Source organism: Aeromonas sp. QDB34 (assembly GCF_027705405.1).
Taxonomy (GTDB): domain Bacteria; phylum Pseudomonadota; class Gammaproteobacteria; order Enterobacterales; family Aeromonadaceae; genus Aeromonas; species Aeromonas hydrophila.
In genome coordinates, this window is record NZ_JAPDBT010000001.1 from 817,139 (window position 1) to 835,920 (window position 18,782).

At 64.1% G+C, this 18,782-nt stretch carries 16 protein-coding genes; 9 read left to right on the forward strand and 7 right to left on the reverse strand.

Annotated elements, in window-relative coordinates; translation table 11 throughout:
* Positions 1-8: 8 nt before the first annotated feature.
* The 5 genes from aroG to OKC29_RS03640 all read right to left on the reverse strand — a co-directional run bounded on the left by aroG (position 9) and on the right by OKC29_RS03640 (position 5,821).
* Positions 9-1,064: a 3-deoxy-7-phosphoheptulonate synthase AroG gene (aroG, locus tag OKC29_RS03620; protein WP_011705850.1), complete on the reverse strand. Its 1,056-nt coding sequence runs from the start codon at positions 1,062-1,064 to the stop codon at positions 9-11.
* Between the two features lie 213 nt (positions 1,065-1,277).
* Positions 1,278-2,561, reverse strand: a complete 1,284-nt coding sequence (gene aroA, locus OKC29_RS03625; protein ID WP_162275703.1) for a 3-phosphoshikimate 1-carboxyvinyltransferase — start codon at positions 2,559-2,561, stop codon at positions 1,278-1,280.
* Positions 2,562-2,732: 171 nt separating this feature from the next.
* A complete protein-coding gene (gene serC / locus OKC29_RS03630) occupies positions 2,733-3,821 on the reverse strand; it encodes a 3-phosphoserine/phosphohydroxythreonine transaminase (RefSeq protein ID WP_016350946.1) in 1,089 nt (362 codons plus the stop codon).
* A gap of 223 nt (positions 3,822-4,044) precedes the next feature.
* Positions 4,045-4,971, reverse strand: coding sequence for an electron transfer flavoprotein subunit alpha/FixB family protein (locus OKC29_RS03635; protein WP_073350553.1), 927 nt, complete (start codon positions 4,969-4,971; stop codon positions 4,045-4,047).
* 100 nt (positions 4,972-5,071) lie between these two features.
* A complete protein-coding gene (locus tag OKC29_RS03640) occupies positions 5,072-5,821 on the reverse strand; it encodes an electron transfer flavoprotein subunit beta/FixA family protein (RefSeq protein ID WP_024943987.1) in 750 nt (249 codons plus the stop codon).
* Positions 5,822-5,945: 124 nt separating this feature from the next.
* On the opposite strand from OKC29_RS03640, the gene OKC29_RS03645 reads away from it, so the two are divergent.
* From OKC29_RS03645 to OKC29_RS03655, 3 genes are all read left to right on the forward strand, one after another.
* Positions 5,946-7,589, forward strand: coding sequence for an electron transfer flavoprotein-ubiquinone oxidoreductase (locus OKC29_RS03645; protein WP_073350556.1), 1,644 nt, complete (start codon positions 5,946-5,948; stop codon positions 7,587-7,589).
* 413 nt (positions 7,590-8,002) lie between these two features.
* Positions 8,003-8,950 carry a magnesium/cobalt transporter CorA gene (gene corA / locus OKC29_RS03650; RefSeq protein WP_011705843.1) on the forward strand — a complete coding sequence of 316 codons (948 nt, stop codon included), beginning with the start codon at positions 8,003-8,005 and terminating at the stop codon, positions 8,948-8,950.
* Between the two features lie 142 nt (positions 8,951-9,092).
* On the forward strand, positions 9,093-9,563 hold the full coding sequence (locus OKC29_RS03655) for a DUF2919 domain-containing protein (RefSeq protein WP_041218541.1): 471 nt from the start codon (positions 9,093-9,095) through the stop codon (positions 9,561-9,563).
* 13 nt (positions 9,564-9,576) lie between these two features.
* On the opposite strand, the gene OKC29_RS03660 is transcribed toward OKC29_RS03655, so the two are convergent.
* Complete coding sequence (locus tag OKC29_RS03660) at positions 9,577-10,329, reverse strand: hypothetical protein (RefSeq protein WP_073350559.1); 753 nt, start codon at positions 10,327-10,329, stop codon at positions 9,577-9,579.
* Between the two features lie 250 nt (positions 10,330-10,579).
* On the opposite strand from OKC29_RS03660, the gene OKC29_RS03665 reads away from it, so the two are divergent.
* The 5 genes from OKC29_RS03665 to OKC29_RS03685 all read left to right on the forward strand — a co-directional run bounded on the left by OKC29_RS03665 (position 10,580) and on the right by OKC29_RS03685 (position 16,852).
* The gene (locus OKC29_RS03665) at positions 10,580-11,809 is read left to right on the forward strand and encodes a siderophore amonabactin export MFS transporter (RefSeq protein ID WP_162275704.1); all 1,230 of its coding nucleotides are present in this window, start codon (positions 10,580-10,582) and stop codon (positions 11,807-11,809) included.
* Positions 11,810-11,866: 57 nt separating this feature from the next.
* Positions 11,867-13,840 (forward strand): siderophore amonabactin TonB-dependent receptor, encoded by a 1,974-nt coding sequence (locus tag OKC29_RS03670; RefSeq protein ID WP_073350562.1) that lies wholly within the window; start codon positions 11,867-11,869, stop codon positions 13,838-13,840.
* Positions 13,841-13,907: 67 nt separating this feature from the next.
* A complete protein-coding gene (locus OKC29_RS03675; RefSeq protein ID WP_011705838.1) occupies positions 13,908-14,924 on the forward strand; it encodes an amonabactin ABC transporter permease subunit 2 in 1,017 nt (338 codons plus the stop codon).
* A 13-nt stretch (positions 14,925-14,937) separates the two neighbouring features.
* Entirely contained in the window at positions 14,938-16,005 is a 1,068-nt protein-coding gene (locus OKC29_RS03680; RefSeq protein WP_162275705.1) for an amonabactin ABC transporter permease subunit 1, read from the forward strand.
* 43 nt (positions 16,006-16,048) lie between these two features.
* Positions 16,049-16,852, forward strand: coding sequence for an amonabactin ABC transporter ATP-binding protein (locus tag OKC29_RS03685; RefSeq protein WP_016350955.1), 804 nt, complete (start codon positions 16,049-16,051; stop codon positions 16,850-16,852).
* 61 nt (positions 16,853-16,913) lie between these two features.
* Here the strand turns inward: OKC29_RS03685 and amoD are convergent, their stop codons facing one another.
* Positions 16,914-17,654, reverse strand: a complete 741-nt coding sequence (gene amoD, locus OKC29_RS03690) for an amonabactin biosynthesis phosphopantetheinyl transferase AmoD (protein WP_073352473.1) — start codon at positions 17,652-17,654, stop codon at positions 16,914-16,916.
* Positions 17,655-17,810: 156 nt separating this feature from the next.
* On the opposite strand from amoD, the gene OKC29_RS03695 reads away from it, so the two are divergent.
* The gene (locus OKC29_RS03695; protein WP_073350564.1) at positions 17,811-18,755 is read left to right on the forward strand and encodes an amonabactin ABC transporter substrate-binding protein; all 945 of its coding nucleotides are present in this window, start codon (positions 17,811-17,813) and stop codon (positions 18,753-18,755) included.
* Positions 18,756-18,782: the final 27 nt, after the last annotated feature.

Genomic DNA, 18,782 nt, shown 5'->3' on the forward strand with positions numbered 1-18,782 from the left:
GGCCGAAATCAGCCTGCGTTGCGGGTGGCCACCGCATCGGCCAGATTGCGCAGCAGGATTTCGGTGTCGGCCCAGCCGATGCAGGCATCTGTGATGCTCTGACCGACGGTGAGCTCGCACCCTTCCACCAGATCCTGACGCCCTTCCACCAGATGGCTCTCCACCATGACGCCGAACACAGCCCGGCTGCCGGCACGCAGCTGACCGGCCACGTCCTCGGCCACCAGCATCTGGTTCTTGAACTGCTTGCTGCTGTTGGCGTGGCTGAAGTCGATCATCACCTTCTGCGGCAGACCGGCCTTGTCCAGCCCCTTCACCACCTCGTCCACGTGGGCGGCGCTGTAGTTCGGCTCACGGCCGCCGCGCAGGATGATGTGGCAGTCCGGGTTGCCCCGGGTCGCGACGATGGCGGAGTGACCGTACTTGGTCACCGACAGGAAGTGGTGCGGCGCACTGGCAGCCCCGATGGCGTCGATGGCCACCTTGATGGTGCCGTCGGTGCCGTTCTTGAAGCCCACCGGACAGGAGAGACCGGAAGCCAGCTCGCGGTGCACCTGGGATTCGGTGGTACGGGCCCCGATGGCGCCCCAGCTCATCAGATCCGCCACGTATTGCGGGGTGATCATGTCGAGGAATTCGGAGGCGGTCGGCAGCCCCATGTCGTTGAGATCCAGCAGCAGCTTGCGACCGATGCGCAGGCCGTCGTTGATCTGGCAGCTGTTGTCGAGGTAAGGGTCGTTGATCAGCCCCTTCCAGCCCACCGTGGTACGCGGCTTCTCGAAGTAGACCCGCATCACGATCTCCAGCTGGCCCTTGAGTTCGTCACGCAGCACCTTGAGGCGCTTGCCGTACTCCAGCGCGGCGGCGGGGTCGTGAATGGAACAGGGGCCGATCACCACCAGCAGGCGCTGATCTTCACCGGCCAGGATCTGATGGATGGCCTGACGGGATTCAAAGACGGTACTTGATGCGGTCTCGGTGGCCGGAAACTTCTCAAGCACCGCAACCGGGGGCAATAACTCTTTGATTTCACTGATACGAACGTCGTCGGTTTGATGCTGCATGACAAGGCTTCCTGCTAGATGACTGCGATAAAGAAACTTCAATCTAGCCCGCACGGGCAGCGGTGTAAATAGAAAATTACATTATCTAGGAAGGAATTTTCTTATCCTGCCTTGCAAGTTTTAATAATGCTGCTAAGCGAGGATGAAAAGAGGGGAGTAGCAGAGCGGGACAGCCCAAAGAAACAGGCCCGCAGCGAGGCGGGCCTGGGTTCATCACGCGCGCTGACTGATGCTGGCCAGCTTGTCGAAGTAGTCCGGGAAGGTCTTGGAGGTACAACCCGGATCATTGATGGTGACGGCGGTATCGGACAGCGCCACCAGCGAGAAGCACATGGCGATACGGTGGTCGTTGTAGGTATCGATGGCCGCATGCTTGAGCTGCGCTGGCGGGGTGACGGTGATGCAGTCACGCCCCTCCTCCACCTCGACGCCCAGCTTGCGCAGCTCGCTCGCCATGGCGTGCAGGCGGTCGGTCTCCTTCACCCGCCAGTTGTAGATGTTGCGAATCGAGGTGGGCCCCTCGGCGAACAGTGCGGCCACGGCAATGGTCATGGCCGCATCGGGGATGTGGTTCATGTCCATGTCGATGCCGTGCAACGGCGCCTGCTCGGCCTCGATGAAGTCATCGCCCCAGGTGATGCGCGCGCCCATCTTCTCCAGCACGTCGGCGAAGTGGATGTCGCCCTGAATGCTGTGCTTGCCGATGCCGGTGACACGCACCTTGCCCTTGATGGCGCCTGCCGCCAGGAAGTAGGAAGCGCTGGAGGCATCCCCTTCCACCAGGAAGTCACCCGGGCTGACATAGCTCTGGTTGCCCTTGATGTAGAACAGCTTGTAGTTGTCGTGCTCGATGACCACCCCGAACTGCTTCATGATGTGCAGGGTGATGTCGATGTAGGGCTTGGAGACCAGCTCCCCCTTGATGTGGATGCGGGTGTCGCCCGCCGCCATCGGCGCCGCCATCAAAAACGCCGTCAGGAACTGGCTGGAAACGGAACCGTCGACATGCACGTCACCGCCCCACAGCCCCTTGGCATCCACCACCAGCGGCGGATAGCCATCTTTCTTCAGGTACTGGATATGGGCGCCCGCTTCACGCAGAGCATCCACCAGATGGCCGATGGGGCGCTCTTCCATGCGCGGTTCCCCGCCCAGGGTGTATTCACCGGAGCCCAGACACAGTGCAGCGCACAGCGGTCGCATGGCGGTGCCGGCGTTGCCGAGGAACAGATTGACCGGCTCCTTCACCGCGAAGCTGCGACCCAAACCGTGCACGGTGCACTCGGTCTTGTCGGCGGAGAGCTTGTACTTGACCCCGAGCTGGGTCAGCGCCGCCAGCATGTGACGAATGTCATCGCTGTCGAGCAGGTTGGTGAGCCGGGTGGTGCCACGGGCCAGGGCTGCCAGCAGCAGCGCCCGGTTGGACACGCTCTTGGAGCCGGGCAGATTGACCTCACCGGCCACACGAGAAATAGGTTCCAAACGCAACGAATTCATAGACTTCCTGTACGATCTCAAAAAAATGACCTGACCGGACGTTAGCAGCCCGCGCCCTGCTCGGCAAGACTGCAGGTGGCACAAAAGCAGGCCGCGGGGGCGACCGGTCCGGCATCACGGAAAAAACAGACGCCGGGGAGTCCCCGGCGTCGGCAATCGGGGAAAAACGCCTCAGCCGTGGCGCTTGGCAAAGCCGTCCATAAAGCTGACCAGCGCCTTCACCCCTTCCAGCGGCATGGCGTTGTAGAGGCTGGCGCGCATGCCGCCGACGATGCGGTGGCCCTTGAGCGCCAGCAGGCCGGCGGCTTCCGACTCGGCCAGGAACAGCTTGTCCAGCTCGGCATTTTTCAGCTGGAACGGGATGTTCATCCGCGAACGACAGCTGGCATCCACCTGGTTGCCATAGAAGCTCGACTGATCGAGATAGCCGTAGAGGAAATCGGCCTTCTCCTTGTTGCGTGCTTCCATCGCCTCGAGGCCACCCTGTTCTTTCAGCCACTCGAACACCAGCCCGGCCAGATACCAGGCGTAGGTGGGCGGGGTGTTGAACATGGAGTCGTTCTTGGCGGTGAGCTGGTAGTCGAAGATCGACGGCACATCGGCGCGGGCCTGGTTCAGCAGATCGTCGCGCACGATCGCGATGGCCAGCCCCGACGGGCCGATGTTCTTCTGGGCGCCGGCATAGATGATGCCGAAGCGGCTCACGTCGATGGGACGGGAGAGGATGGTGGAGGAGAGGTCCGCCACCAGCGGCACGTCACCGGTGGCCGGGATGTCGAACATCTCGATGCCATCGATGGTTTCGTTCGGGCAGTAGTGCACATAGGCCGCATCGGCGCGAAACGCCGGGGTCGGCAGCAGGTGGGAGATGCCCTCGGCACTCTTGGCCACCCCGTCAAAGGTCTGGATGTCGCCGTACTTGCGCGCCTCGTCCACGGCACTCGCTGCCCAGACACCGGTCAGCAGATAGTCAGCCTTCTTGTTGGCGCCCCCCAGCAGGTTCATGGGCACGGCGGAGAACTGGCCACGGCCGCCGCCGTGCATGAACAGCACCTTGTAGTTGTCCGGCACCGCCAGCAACTCGCGCAGATCGGCTTCGGCCTTGGCGGCGACCGCCATGTAGGGCTTGCCGCGGTGGGAAAGCTCCATGACCGAGGCTCCCAGCCCCTGGAAATTACAAAATTCGCGCTGGGCGCGCTCCATGACTTCGACCGGCAGCATGGCGGGGCCGGCGCAGAAGTTGTAAATCTGTTTGCTCATGACGCTTTCCGTGAGTGGATGAGTGTGATCGGTGATTTGTCTGGTTTTACACAAGTGCAGCCCCCGGATCAAAGGCTTTTTGGGAGCTGGCTCAACCTTTTGTCGACCCGCCGCCAGCACAGTTGACAGAAAAAAGCCCTGAACGGGTCAGGGCTTGCAGAGAACATGCGTGGAAACGGGCGTCTGCCGGTGCTCAATGCCCCCGGCCCCCTTTTTCACCAGGTTACAGCTTGGCGGTGAGCTCCGGCAGCAAGGTGAAGAGATCCCCCACCAACCCGTAGTCGGCCACCTGGAAGATGGGGGCCTCGCTGTCCTTGTTGATGGCGACGATCACCTTGGACTCCTTCATCCCCGCCAGATGCTGGATGGCGCCGGAAATACCGACCGCGATGTAGAGCTCTGGAGCCACCACCTTGCCGGTCTGGCCCACCTGCAGATCGTTGGCGACAAAGCCCGCATCCACTGCCGCCCGCGATGCCCCTACCGCCCCGCCCAGCTTGTCAGCCAGCGCCTCGATGAGCGCGAACTGCGCCTTGGAGCCCAGTGCCCGCCCGCCGGAGACCACCACCCGCGCCGCCGCGAGCTCGGGTCTGGCGGAGCGCACGGCGCGCCGTTCGATGAGGCGGGTACGGCAAGCCACCTCGCTCACCGGCAACCGCTCTACCTGAGCCTGGCCGCCGCTCGCCGCCTTGGCGAAGGCAGTGGGCCGAATGGTCAACACCTTGATGGGGGCGCTGCTCGCCACCCGGGCCACGGCGTTGCCCGCGTAGATGGGGCGCAGGAAGGTATCATCGCTCTCGATGCCGGTCACTTCGGAGAGCATCTCCACCCCGAGCCTGGCCGCCACCCGTGGCAGCAGATCCTTGCCCTGGGGGCTGGCGGCCATCAGGCAGTGCTGATAATCCCGCGCGATGTGAGCCAGCAGCGGATCGACCCCGTCGCTCAGCCCCTCCGCCAGCATGGGATGCTCGGCCAGCAGCACCCGGCTCACTCCCTGCAGGACGGCGGCCTGCTCACCCGCCTCGGTCAGCCCCTGCCCCAGCAACAGCAGATGCACCTCGCCGCCCAGCTGGCTCCCGGCGGTGACCAGACGGGCCACGTTGTCGGCCAACTGGCCCTGATGATGTTCGGCAATGATCAATACGCTCATGACTGCCCCTTGCTATCGTCCGTTGATGTCCCTGCCTGTGCGCCCATCACGCCCCCGAGCTTGTCGCCGGCGGGCGGGGTTCTGTTGATTGCTGGCAGCATCAGAGTACCTTCGCTTCGTGCTTGAGTTTGTCCAGCAGCTCGTCCACCGAGCCCACCATGATGCCGGCGCTGCGGGCCGCGGGGGCCATCACCCCGAGCAGCCGGGTCTGAGCGGCCGGTTCGACGCCGAGGGCGGCAAAGGGCGCGCTCTCGAGCGGCTTGCGCTTGGCCTTCATGATGTTGGGGAGCGAGGCAAAGCGCGGCTCGTTGAGGCGCAGATCCACGGTCACCACCGCCGGCAGCGGCATGCCGAGGGTCTCGAGGCCACCGTCGATCTCGCGGGTCACCTGCAATTCCCCCTCCACCAGCTTGATGGCGGAGGCGAAGGTGGCGAGCGGCCAGTCATTGAGGGCGGCCAGCATCTGGCCCACCTGGTTGTTGTCAGAATCGATGGACTGCTTGCCGAGCAGCACCAGATCGGGCTGCTCCAGCTCGCACACCTGTTGCAGGGCGCGAGCCACGGTGAGCGGGGTCAGGGTCTCGCCAGTCACGTAATGACGCGCCCGATCCGCCCCCAGCGCCAGGGCGTGACGCAGTTGTTCAGCCGCCGCCTCGGGGCCGAAGGTCACCACCACCAGCTCGCTCGCCACGCCGGCTTCGCGCAGCCTGACCCCCTCTTCCACCGCAATTTCACAAAACGGGTTGATCCCCATTTTGACGTTGGCCAGCTCCACGTCTGAGCCATCGCTCTTGACCCGGACCTTGACGTTGTAATCCAGCACCCGCTTGACCGCGACCAGCAGCTTCATGACGCGCATCCCTCGCTTCTGTTGAGTGAATCCATGAAAACCCTCACATTTTTTTGCTTACATTTACTTTACGTTTACGTAAACTACCAGCACTACCCTAGGCCAAGTCGAGCACAGAGGCAAGATGGAACGCGAAGCAATGGAATTTGATGTCGTCATCGTCGGTGGCGGCCCGGCGGGACTCAGTGCCGCCATCGCCCTCAAACAACACAATGCCGAGCTGTCGGTCTGCCTGCTGGAGAAGGGGGCGGAGATCGGCGCCCATCTGCTCTCCGGCGCCCTGCTGGATCCCGTCGCCCTCAAGGAGCTGCTGCCAGAGAGCTGGCAACAGGCCCCGCTCGGGGTCGAGGTCAACGACGATCAGGTGCACCTGCTGCAAAGCGACAGCCGCGCCCTGCAACTGCCCAACTGGGCGGTGCCGCCGCGCATGCACAACGAGGGCAGCCGCATCATCAGCCTCGGCAACCTCTGTCGCTGGCTCGGTCAGCAGGCCGAACAGCTGGGAGTCGAAATATACCCGGGTTTTACCGCAAGCGAACTCATCATGGAAGCGGGACGGGTCAAGGGTGTGATCACCGGCGATCTCGGGCTGGATCGGGCGGGCAATCCGAAAGCGGATCATGTGCCCGGCATGGCGCTGCTCGGTCGCTACACCCTGTTTGCCGAAGGGGCGCGCGGCCATCTCGGCAAGCAGCTGATCGCCGACTTTCAGCTGGAAAACGCCGCCCAGCCGCAGCATTACGCCATCGGCTTCAAGGAGCTGTGGCAGCTCCCCCCCGGCCAGGGCAAACCGGGCCGGGTGCTGCACGGCAGCGGCTGGCCGCTCTCTGAGGGGAAAGAAGACAAGAGCCAGGGCGGCTTCTATCTCTATCATCTGGAGCAGGATCAGGTGGCGGTCGGTCTCATCGTCGATCTCAACTATCGCAACCCCTGGCTCAGCCCGTTTGACGAGTTTCAACGCCTCAAGCACCACCCGCTCATCGCCGCGGCATTGCAGGGGGGCGAGCGCATCAGCTATGGCGCCCGCGCCATCGCCAAGGGAGGCTGGCACTCCCTGCCCCGCATGCACTTTCCCGGCGGCCTGCTCATCGGTTGCGATGCCGGCACCCTCGACTTCTCCCGCATCAAGGGGATCCACACCGCCATGAAGTCCGGCATGCTGGCGGCCAAGACCGTCGCCATGAGTCTGCGCGGCGGCGATGAAGGGGGTCGGGATCTGGTCGAATACGGCGACGCACTGCAACAGAGCTGGCTGGCCCATGAGCTCAAAACAGCGCGCAACTTCGGCGCCGCCCTGCACCGCTGGGGCCCCTGGCTCGGTGGCGCCTTTAACTGGCTGGAGCAGCGGCTGTTTGCTCGCACCTCGCCGTTCACCCTGCTGGACAAGGAGCCGGACTACCGCCAGCTGCGCATGGCCAGCCGCTGCCAGCCCATCGACTATCCCAAGCCGGACGGCAGGCTCAGCTTCGACAAGCTATCCTCTGTCTACCTCGCCAACACCAGCCATGACGAGGATCAGCCCTGCCACCTCAAGCTGCAGGATGAGACTATCCCGGTGGCGGTCAACTTGCCCACCTGGGCCGAACCCGCCCAGCGCTACTGCCCGGCCGGGGTGTTCGAGATCCTGGGCTCGGAGAGCCTGCCCCGCCTGCAGATCAACGCGGCCAACTGCATCCACTGCAAGACCTGCGACATCAAGGATCCGAGCCAGAATATCGTTTGGACACCGCCGCAGGGTGGTTCCGGCCCCAACTATCCCAACATGTAACAGGCTTGCCCATGCAGACCTGCGCAGACAACAAAAATGCTCAGCCCCAACACATCAAATAGAGGCGGTCTCCGGCGCGCGGCCTGGGGCTGTCGCAGGGCCACCGGCAGCCCGCCATCCCGGCCGGTGAGCACTTGTCCTCCTGCCTATCAGGATGAATAAAGGAGGCGACGCCGGGATCACCCGTTTCGAGGTCGGCGTGGCTGCTCCGACCTCGCTGTTTTTTTGAGCGAACAGGCTGAACCTCCGATGAATAGGCCCTGACAAGCGCGGCCCGCCCCTGTATAGTTCGCCGCATTCAGGTTTTCCATCGGCCCGTTCAGCTTGTCCACGGGATCGCTTTCTACGCGCTCTAAGGCCGCATGACCTGTGCAACCATCCCTGATTACCCATGACTTCTTAAGGGGGGACAGATGATCACCGCCTACATTCTCAATAACAAGGTACTGGACATAGTCACGCTCGGGCCTGACGACATAGTGCCTGACAACACCGTCTGGCTGGATGCCTACAAGCCGGACACGGCGGAACGAGAATGGTTGACGGGCCTGTTTCTGGAAGAGGTGCCCGACAAGGAGGAGCTGGATGACATCGAAGCATCCGCCCGTTTCTACTGGGATACCGACGGTCTGCACATTCACTCCCTGTTTCCCCAGCGGATCGGCCGTGACACCAAGGGTGTCCACGTCTCCTTTACCCTGCGCAACAACCTGCTGATCAGCATCCGCGAGGATGACATCGGCCTGGTGCGCCTGCTGCGCCACTACATGCGTCAGGATCGGCTGGAGGTGGAGGACGCCCTCGACATCCTGCTGGAGGTGCAGAACCTCAAGGTGGAATACCTCTCCGATCTCATCGAAGATGGCTACAAGACCCTGGAAAACACCGCCGATCAGATCTTCGAGCCGGATCAGATCAATCCCATGCTCAAGGAGTTGATGGCTCAGGAAGAGGCCAACGGCCAGATCCGTCTCTCCCTGCACGATACCCGTCGCGCCCTGCGCTTCTTGAAGCGCAGCCTGCGCCAGCGCATGAGCAACGAGCAGAACAAGTGGATCGACGAGATGCTGCACGACGTGGAGTCCCTGCTGCCCCACACCCAGTTCCTGTTCGACAAGATCAACTTCCAGCTGGAGGCCTCCATGGGGGTCACCAACCTGGAGCAGAACAAGGTGATCAAGATCTTCTCGGTGGCCGCGGTCATCTTCCTGCCGCCGACGCTGATCGCCAGCATCTACGGCATGAACTTCGGCCGCATGCCGGAGCTCGCCTGGGAGTACGGCTATCCGCTCTCCCTGGTGCTGATGGTGATGTCGTCGCTCGGCACCGGTCTGTTCTTCAAGCGAAAAGGCTGGCTGTGACGCCGGCGGCCCGGCACGAAAAGAGATAAGCGGATTGGGGGGCATGGCCCCCCGATTAATTCCCGCCCCTCGCCCGCCTTGCAAAGGGCCCCCCTTCGCCCCATATCCCCTTCATCCTTTGCACAGACGACCCCGGGCGACCATGACCCTCTACCCCGAACACAGATATGACGATCACGGCCAGCTGCGCCCCCCGCTCTGGTTCTGGCCCATCGCCCTCTTGCTGACCCGCTCGGTCTGGCTGTTTCTGATGGCCGGCGTCACCCGCGAGAGCGGCAGCGCCATCCTGACCCTCTTCTATCCGGACCGGCTCGCCCTCTACATCAGCCTGCTCACCGACGTGCCCGCCATACTGGCGCTGCTCGCCTGTGGCGGCACCTATCAACAAACCCGCAGCATCCGGGCCTGGCTCAGGCGTCACAGTCCATTGCTGCTGCTCTGCTCTGCCGTCAGCGGCCTGCTGATGCAACTGCACAGCCTCAATCTGCAGAAGTGGTCGTTCAGCTGGCCCACCGCGCTGGTGCTGGTCGCCACCCTCTGGTCACTCTGGTATCTGCTGCGCAGCCGCCAGTTGCGTGAATACGCAGCCGATCAGCCCCACGCCGGCAACTGATCAGCCAGGCGCCTCACTGGCGCGTGACCCGGATCTGCAGGGTCTGGCGATCGCTCTGACTGCCACGTCCCCCCTGCAACTGGGTGCCCAGACTGCTGCCCTGCTGCGCCGCGCTGGTGGAGAGCTCCCCCACCGTCAGCCACTGACCGGGGGCACCGCTCACCTCGGTGGCGCTCTGTCCCCGGTTGATGGTGCCCTGCTCCAGCCTGGCCTGCTCGCTGCTGAGCGCTATCTGTACCCTGTCGCCGATCAGGGTGGCGGTGGCATAGAGGCCGTTCACCAGCGGCATCATTCCCACCACTGCCCCTCCATTCCACTGATAGAAGGTGACCGGCTGATAGGTGCCCATCTGCAATAGCACCGGCCGACCCGACAGGCCGCGAACCTGCCAGCTGTCGTTCTGGCTGCGCTGATACTGCTGGGCATTGCCCTCCAGCAACCACTGCCGTTTGGCCGCATCCCGGCCCAGCCCCACACCGGCCTGCTGACTGCTGGAAGCGCCATCCACCCGCCACTCGATGAGCAGGCTCTGGGGCGGCTGGTTGAATTTGGCCAGCTCCGCTTCGGCCTCCTGCAACTGGGCGGCGCTGCCGCTCAGCACCAGCTGATTGCCCATGGCGCTCACCCCCAGCTCCGGATAGAGCTCCTTGAGGGTCTGCACCGCCGCCTGGGTCTCGAATACCGGGATCACCTTCACCTCGGCCCGCAGCGGCAGGCACCAGAGCCCCCACAGCAGCCAGAATCCAAACCCGCGCCATCTTCTCATCTTCTCCTCCCGTCCCACTCGGCAGCCAACCAGATCATGGCCTGCTCATCACCTCGTCATCATGGGCCATCCGCCCCGCTTTTCAATGATTTTGCCCGTGAGCAATCCGCGCCGTGAAGGTCAGGCCCTTCATTTTTCTATGAAAAGAACGGAGACAGATCAAATAACACAAATAAAAATGATTACCATTTGTTGTCACGAAAAAATCGCTCGGATACAATTCGGTCTCATTTTTTTGAGCTTGCCGTCGATGAAGCCAGTGACCACCACCCCCGCCGCCATCCACCTGGCCCTGCTTGTCAACATGCTCTCCATGGGCAGCATGATGATGGTGATGCCGCTCGGGCCGGATCTGGTCATCAGCCTCGGCATGCTGCCGGAGCAGACCGGCTACTTCAGCGGCGGTGCCACCCTGGGGGCTGCCCTGATGGGGCTCATCGCCGCTCCCTGGCTCGATCGGGTCAACCGCAAGCCCGCCCTGCTGGTGCTGCTCACCTTGCGTTTTCTGCTGCTGATGGCCTGCGCCCTGGTGCAAAACAGCCAGCAGCTGCTGGTGCTGTTCGTCCTGTCGGGCTGTGTGGCCGGGCCGCTCGCCGCCATCCTGATGGCGGCCGTGCTGGATCTGGTACCGCCTGCCGAGCGGGGCCGTCGCCTCGCCTACGTGGGCATGGCGTTCTCGCTGGCCGCCATCCTGGTGGTGCCCATCGCCCTGGTGCTGGCCCAGTGGTTTGGCTGGCAGAGCCCCTTCCTGCTGTTTGGCGTCTGCGGCCTGCTGCTGGCCCTGCTCTGCGCCACCCTGCTGCCTTCGCTGCCGGTCAGCCGCCCCCCTCACGGCAGCAGCCTGCGCCAGTTGCTGGCCTCCCCGCTCTGCCAGGGCGCCCTGTTCATCCTCTGTTTGCAGATGTTCGGTCACTTCCTGCTGATCCCGCACTTTGCCAACTACTTTCAGTTCAACCTGGCGTTCCCGCGCGAGCAGATCGCCGCCCTCTATCTGTGCGGCGGCCTCGCCAGCATGGCCACCATGCGGCTGTGCGGCAGCTGGATTGATCAGGGCCGGGCCCAGGCCGCCATCCTGATCATCAGCCTGCTGCTGGCGCTGATCACCCTGCTCGGTTTCGCCATGCCGGTCGGCGTGCCCGTCTACCTGCTGTTCACCCTGTTCATGGCGCTGAGCTCGGCCCGCTCCAGCACCACCCTCGCCATCACGGCCTCCATCCCGGCCCCCCATCAGCGCGCCGCCTTCATGTCTTTTCAGGGCACGGTCACCAATGTGGCGGCCGGGCTCGGCAGCCTGCTCTCCGCCAGGTTGCTGGTGTCGGATCAGAGCGGCGTCCTGCACGGATTTGCCCATCTGGCCTGGATCAATATCGGCTGCGGCCTGCTGGCCTGCGGCGGTGTCTGGCTCCTGCTCAAGGGGTTGGCACAGACAAGGAATAATAATAACCCCGAGTCTGGCACCGCCAGACAAGGAAGTCAGTGAGCCACCGGCCCCAGAGCCGGACCCCATAACCTCTGTTTTATTCATGGAGTTTTGACTATGCAGTTGCAGCCTGGCGTATTTCGCTTGAACCCGATTTTGCTCTCCCTCGGCCTGTTTGCCTTGCCGGGCCTGGCCCAGGCCGAAGCGGTCAAGGCCAACGAGACCATGGTGGTTACCGCCACCCAGACCCAGCACACCGAACTCTCCGCCCCGGCCAGCGTCTCTGTGGTGACCCGCGCCGATCTGGACAAGATGAACGCCAACAACGTCGGCGAAGCGCTCAAGCACGTGCCCGGCGTCAACATCATCGGCACCAACCCCACCGGCCGCAGCGAGATCAAGATCCGCGGCATGGGCGGCGACTACACCCTGCTGCTGATCAACGGCAAGCGGGTCAACGCCCGCGAAACCCTGGGCAGCTCGTTTGGCAATGACTTCGACTTGAGCTCCATCCCCATGGCCGCCATCGAGCGCATCGAGGTGATCCGCGGCCCCGTCTCCTCCCTCTATGGCGCCGACGCCCTCGGCGGCGTGGTCAACGTGATCCTGCGCCAGGCCAAGGAGCAGACCGAGGCGGCCTTCGGCTACACCCACAGCATGCCCACCAAGGGTGATGGCGGTGATGCCAACCGTGGCAACGCCTTCGTCTCCGGCGCCCTGATCGACAACAAGCTGCTCGGCAGCCTGGTAGTAGAAGGCTATCAGCGCGACCGCTGGCACAGCGATCAGTCCAACAACCCGGACGCCGATGCGCTGGAGAAACGGGAAGTGGTCAACATGCTCTCCAGCCTGAAGTGGCTGGTGGCCGACAACCAGGATGTGGAGTTCGATCTGGGCTACAACCAGAACGACATGGACAGCTACTTCAACAACGTGCCGCGCGCCCCCACCGCCCCGGCCACCCCGCACAACGTGCAAAAACTCGATCGCCTGAGCCTGGGGCTGACCCACAACGGTCGTTGGGAGCACTTCGACAGCCGCGCCCGTTACTACTTCGAGCAGACCGATCTGATGGATGACTCCCAGCTCAATGGCGGCGCGGCCGATGTCACCCAGACCAACCACACGGTCGACGGCCAGCTGAGCGGCTACCTCGGGGATCACCTGCTGACCTCAGGCGCGGAATTCCGCAAGACCGAGCTGGAGCACAGCCGCAGCATCACCAGCGGCAGCGTGGATGCCAGCCAGAGCGCCCTCTACCTGCAGGATGAATTCAGCCTGGGGGATCTGGCGCTGACCCTCTCCGGTCGTCTGGATCACCACGAGACCTATGGCAACGAGTTCAGCCCGCGCGCCTATGCGCTCTACAAGCTGAGCGACGAGTGGGTGATCAAGGGTGGCGCCGGCAAGGCGTTCAAGGCCCCGACCCTGGCCCAGTCCAGCGAAGGCTTCGCTACCACCGCCTGCCGCGGCGCCTGCAAAGTGATCGGCAACCCGGATCTGAAACCGGAAACCGCCGTCAGCTATGAGCTGGGCACCGCCTATGAAGCCGATCGCTTCGGCGCCGGCCTCACCGGCTTCCACAACGACATCGAGGATCTGATCCAGAGCGATCAGTGGGGCCCGGGCTACCGTCCAACCGTCATGACCTACCTCAACGTCAAGAAGGCCCGGGTCAAGGGGCTGGAGCTGACCGGCTGGGTCGATGTAATGGACGACCTCAAGCTGACCGGCAACTGGACCATGCTGGACTCCGAAGACAAGAGCACCGGCGACGATCTGGCCAAGACCCCGGATCACACCGGCAACCTGAGCCTGGATTGGCAAGCCACCGAGATCGTCAGCACCAACCTGGCCTGGCAGTACGTGGGCAGCCAGTTCATCAAGGTGCCGATGCACAACTCCCAGGCGCTCAAGTCCGACAGCTACCAGACCCTGGACGTCAACACCAAGTGGAAGGTGACCCCGGCGCTCGACTTCAAACTCGGCATCACCAACCTCACCAACACCAAGCGTGACCAGGTCGCCACCGACGCCGACTTCATTCTGGAAGGTCGTACCGTCTACGCCGGCGTGGATTACAAGCTGTAAACCCCGCAGGGAGCCCGTCAGGGCTCCCTTTTCTGCTGTTATTGCCTCGACGTGAAGGAGTAACCGGGTGCACAGACACCAAACACACCTGTTCTGGCTGGGAGTGGTTCTCCTGTTCCTGCTCATCTGTCTCTCACTGGCCACCGGCGCCGGTGTCTATGGTGGCCGCGAGGTCGCCGGATTTCTGCTGGGCGATCCCGCCCTCATGGCCGATGAAAAGCTCGCCATGATCGTTCATACCCTGCGTCTGCCCCGCACCCTGTGTGCCCTGGTGGTGGGCGTCTGTCTTGCGCTGGCGGCCTCCATGCTGCAAAGCGCCACCCGCAATCCGCTGGCCGAACCCGGCCTGCTTGGGGTCAACGCCGGCGCCGTGTTCGCCCTGGTGATCGGCCTCACCTATTTTGGCGTCGAATCCGCCTACGGTTACCTGCTCTGGTCCGGCATGGGGGCCCTGCTCGGCAACCTCATCGTGCTCGGCCTCGGCCTGATGGTGGGGCGCTCCAACCCCCTCAAGCTCATCCTGGTGGGGGTCGCCCTCTCCGCCACCTTCGGCGGCCTCTCCAACTTCCTGCTGCTCTCCAACCAGGTGGTGCTTGAGCAGTTCCGCTTCTGGAATCTGGGGTCGCTGGCCGCCTCGGATCTCGATGCGGTGCTCACCGTGATGCCCTTTGCCCTGCTCGGCCTGCTGCTGACCCTGGCGCTCTGTCGTCAGCTCACCCTGATGCAGATGGGTGACAACCAGGCGCTGGCGCTCGGCATCCGGCCGACCCGGGTGCGCATCGGCGTGCTCTTGGCCGCCACCCTGTTTACCGCCTGCGCCATCGCCATCGCCGGCCCCATCGGCTTCGTCGGTTTTCTCGCCGCCTACTGCGCCCGCCTGGTGGAGCCGGTACGCCTCGCCATCCAGGTGCGCTTCTCCGCCCTGTTCGGGGTGCTGTTTCTGCTCGGTGCCGACATCCTGGCGCGCTGGCTGATCCAGCCGTTCGAGCTGCCCAACGGGGTGATCCTGGCGCTGATCGGTGCCCCCGTGCTCATCCTGGTGGTGCGCAGCGGCGGCTTCCGCTCCCTGCTGGCCGTCAAATAAGGTTGCCTGCCTCATGAACAATTCCATCCATCCCTCCCTCAACACGGCGCTTCCCACCGGCACCGTCTGCCTGCGCGTTGGCAACCGCACCCTGTTGCTGCACCGCCGCGCCTGGCTCATCACGCTGGGGCTCCTGGTGGCCCTGGTGCTGCTCTCCCTGCTGGCGCTGACCCTGGGCTCGGGCAAACTCACCATGCTGGGGGTGATCCAGACCCTGCTTGGCGAGGGCAACCGGCTGAGCGAGGTGACCGTCTTCAAGATCCGGCTGCCACGCATCGTCGCCGTGCTGGTGGCGGGGGCGGCCATGGGCCTCTCCGGCTGCCTGGTGCAGACCCTCATTCGCAACCGCCTCGCCACCCCGGACATGATCGGGGTCAACGAGGGGGCCTCCTTGGCCATCATCGCCTTCTCCCTCTACCTGACCCTCGGCAGCTGGCCCTGGTGGGCCGCGCCGCTCGGCGCCCTGTTTGCCGCCGCCGTGCTCTATGCCCTGTGCAACAAGCCGGGGGAGCAGGGCTACCTGTTCGTGGTGATCGGCATCGGCGTCTCCGAGCTGATGAACGCCATCGGCCAGTTCGTGATGTCCACCCAGTCGCTGGTGCACCTCACCAGCCTCTACCTGTGGAACATGGGCAACTTCGTCGGCCAGGGCTACAGCACTGTGCTGCCGGTGGGGATCCTGATCCTGCTGGTCTGCCCCTGGATCATTTATCTCTCCCGGGCCCTGGGCGTACTGCGCCTCGGCCCCATCACGGCCCAGAGTCTGGGAGTGAACGTCAACCGGGTACAGCTCGGCGTGCTGGCCCAGGCCATAGTCGTGGCAGCCCTTGGCACCGCCATCGGCGGCCCAGTGGTGTTCATCGCCATGGCGGCCCCGGTGCTCGCCTCTTGGCTCAGCCGGGATCGCATCGTGCCGCTGTGGATTGCCGCCCTGTGCGGCGCCCTGCTGCTGCTGGCCAGCGACACCCTGGTGCGGGTGCTGGCCAGCCCCCACGAGGTGGCCACCGGCATCATGACCCGTATTCTCGGCGGCCTGCTGCTGCTGTTCATCCTGCTCAAAGACCGCCAGAAGGCCGACTGACGATGCCATTCATCCATTTTCAAGACAGACCGAGGGCCGCCTGATGACGCTCACCATCAATCACCTGCAATTTGGCTATCAGCACAAGCCCGTCTTCAACGACATCTCCTTCACCATTCCCCAGGGCAAGCTGGTGGGGATCGTCGGCCCCAACGGCGGCGGCAAGTCCACCCTGCTCAAACTCCTGGCAGGCCAGGAGCAGCAGCAGGCCGGCGAGATCCTGCTCAAGGGCAAGCCGCTGGCCAGCTACGGCAAGAAGGCGCTGGCCCGCGAGCTCGCCTACCTGCCCCAACGTCCGCTGGTGCCCGCCGGCATCCAGGTCGAGCAGCTGGTGCAGTACGGCCGCCATCCCCATCAGGGCTGGTTCAATCAGTGGAGCGAGGAGGATGCGCGCATGGTGCGCTGGGCCTGCGAGCGGATGCAGCTGGGCGACATTCTGCAGCAGAGCGCCAGCTCCCTCTCCGGCGGCCAGGCCCAGCGGGTGTGGCTCGCCATGGTGCTGGCCCAGGATGCGGACATCATCCTGCTGGATGAGCCCACCAGCGCCCTCGACATCGGCCACCAGACCGAGGTGATGGAGGCCATCCACCAGATCACCGCCGAGGGCAAGACGGTGCTCATCGTCATCCACGATCTTGCCACCGCCGCCCGCTACTGCGACGAGCTGATCGCGCTGGGAGATGGCGGTATCCAGGCCATGGGGCCGGCCCGCGAGGTGGTGACCAAGTCCCTCATCGACCGCCTCTATCAGACCGACGTGGACATACTGCACGCCCCCGGCGACGGCGCCCCCATCATAGTGCCCCGCCGCAGACCGCACGCCTTTGCCATGCGCCAACCGGCCTGAGCCCCATCAAAAAACCGCCGAGAGGCGGTTTTTTGATGCTTGTGTCTCGGCGCAGCACCACTCACAGCAGCAGGCAGGTAAGTACCCCGCCCGGCAGTGTCTTCCAGTAGAGCGTGCAGCGCCAACCGGCAGGGAGCTCTGGGGTCAGTCCGCCCACCAGTTCGAGGGTGAGGGTCTGCTCCGTCATGGTCAGCCAGCGGGCATCGAGAAAGTCAAAATAGCGCCCCACCCTGGGGTAAAGTGCCTTGAACAGGCTCTCCTTGGCCGAAAAAATCAAGGTGAGCGCCTCAGCCCTGCTCAGGCCAATGGTGCGGACAGCGGTCGCCAGCCGCCCCCACTCCTCCCCGCTGGCAATGCCGGGCCAGAGCTCGCTCGCCTGCCCCTCTGCCAGCCAGCCCTCCAGATCCAGCCCCATCCCCGCCTGACCGGGGCGCACCGCGCACAGCGCCATGCCGCGCCTCTGCAACAGGCTGTGGCTGATGCTGCCCTCAAATCCCGCAGGCCAGCAGGGTTCGCGGGCCGCCCCTATGCTCACCTGCTGCTGGCCCAGACCAAAGGGGTGCAAGGCCCGGCGCGCCGCCAGCCGGCCGGCCAGAAACTCCCCCAGCCGCTTGGGGGCCGCGCGCTGCAAGCTGGCGGGCAGCACCATGCCGGCCGCATCGTAACAGGCCGGGGTGAAGGCGGCGGGGTCAAAGCAGACCCGTTGCAGCGCCATGTGCGCCGCGCCGGGCAGCGGCAGGCTGTCGGCCTGCACGATAAAACGGTCCAGTGAACAGGCTGGCGCAGTGGCAATGAACATCACGAAGAGCCCTTGGTTGGCGAGCCCGCATGGTAGCAAACCGTCCCCTCCTTACGCCACAAACACAAATGACAATTCTTATCATTTGAATTTGTGGTAGCATGAGTTCGCCCGTTTGGGACCCAGTGTTCCACTGATTTCACCAAGAAGGATGTAACGATGAAGATCTCCTCTCCCCTGGCTGCCGTGCTGATGCTGGCCAGTCTGGTCGGCTTCCAGGTACAGGCCGGCAGCGAGACCCGTCAGGTGACCGATGCCGACGGCAAGACCCAGGTCGTACCGGCCCAGCCCAAGCGGGTGGTGGTACTGAGCGAAATCGATCTGGACAGCGCCCTGACCCTGGGGCTGCAACCGGTTGGCACCGTCAATGGCCGTGGCCAGTCCACCCTGCCCCGCTACCTGCTGCAACAGGCGGGCAAGGAGATCGCCGTGGTCGGCGATCTGGACAACCCCAACCTGGAGAAGCTGATCGATCTGGAACCCGACCTTATCCTCACCGGCCAGACCAAGCCCGAGCTGCTGGCCCTGCTCAAGGAGATCGCCCCCACCGTCGTTACCGGCAACTGGGGTGACTCCTGGAAGGAGATCTTCAATCGCAGCGCCCACGTGCTGAACCGGGACGCCGAAGCCAAGACCTTCCTCGCCCAGTATGATGCCCGCCTGCAGCAAGCCCGCAGCAAGCTTGCCAAGCATCAGGGCGAACGCCTGAGCATAGTGCGCTGGAACCCCAAGGGCCCGAGCTACATGCACGGCGGCACCTTCGCCAGCAGCGTGGTGGAAGAGATGGGGCTGACCCGACCGACCCACCAGATCGGTGACAAGACTCCCCACTCCCCGGCCCTGAGCCTCGAATCCCTCAACCTGCTGGACGGCGACTGGCTGGTGATCGGCACCCTCAGCGCCAGCGGCGACGCGGTGGATGCCATGAAGCAGGCCGAGCAGACCCCGGCCTTCCAGCAGCTCGGCGCCATCAAGAGCAAGCGCTTCGGTGCCGTGGACGGATCCCTGTGGACCTCCACCGGTGGCCCCCAGGCAGCCCTCAAGGTGATCGACGACGTCGAGCAACTGCTGGCCAAACCCGATGCGGCCCCCATCACCCAATAAACCCGCGTGATCAGCGCCCACAAAGAA

Bases quoted from the DNA above. Each gene is read 5' to 3' on its own strand.
- OKC29_RS03670 (WP_073350562.1), top strand. From the start codon at position 11,867: ATGCAGTTGCAGCCTGGCGTATTTCGCTTGAACCCGATTTTGCTCTCC.
- OKC29_RS03680 (WP_162275705.1), top strand. From the start codon at position 14,938: ATGAACAATTCCATCCATCCCTCCCTCAACACGGCGCTTCCCACCGGC.
- aroA (WP_162275703.1), bottom strand. From the start codon at position 2,561: ATGAATTCGTTGCGTTTGGAACCTATTTCTCGTGTGGCCGGTGAGGTC.
- OKC29_RS03660 (WP_073350559.1), bottom strand. From the start codon at position 10,329: ATGAGAAGATGGCGCGGGTTTGGATTCTGGCTGCTGTGGGGGCTCTGG.
- OKC29_RS03635 (WP_073350553.1), bottom strand. From the start codon at position 4,971: ATGAGCGTATTGATCATTGCCGAACATCATCAGGGCCAGTTGGCCGAC.
- OKC29_RS03655 (WP_041218541.1), top strand. From the start codon at position 9,093: ATGACCCTCTACCCCGAACACAGATATGACGATCACGGCCAGCTGCGC.
- serC (WP_016350946.1), bottom strand. From the start codon at position 3,821: ATGAGCAAACAGATTTACAACTTCTGCGCCGGCCCCGCCATGCTGCCG.
- OKC29_RS03645 (WP_073350556.1), top strand. From the start codon at position 5,946: ATGGAACGCGAAGCAATGGAATTTGATGTCGTCATCGTCGGTGGCGGC.
- OKC29_RS03640 (WP_024943987.1), bottom strand. From the start codon at position 5,821: ATGAAGCTGCTGGTCGCGGTCAAGCGGGTGCTGGATTACAACGTCAAG.
- corA (WP_011705843.1), top strand. From the start codon at position 8,003: ATGATCACCGCCTACATTCTCAATAACAAGGTACTGGACATAGTCACG.
- OKC29_RS03685 (WP_016350955.1), top strand. From the start codon at position 16,049: ATGACGCTCACCATCAATCACCTGCAATTTGGCTATCAGCACAAGCCC.
- OKC29_RS03695 (WP_073350564.1), top strand. From the start codon at position 17,811: ATGAAGATCTCCTCTCCCCTGGCTGCCGTGCTGATGCTGGCCAGTCTG.
- OKC29_RS03665 (WP_162275704.1), top strand. From the start codon at position 10,580: ATGAAGCCAGTGACCACCACCCCCGCCGCCATCCACCTGGCCCTGCTT.
- aroG (WP_011705850.1), bottom strand. From the start codon at position 1,064: ATGCAGCATCAAACCGACGACGTTCGTATCAGTGAAATCAAAGAGTTA.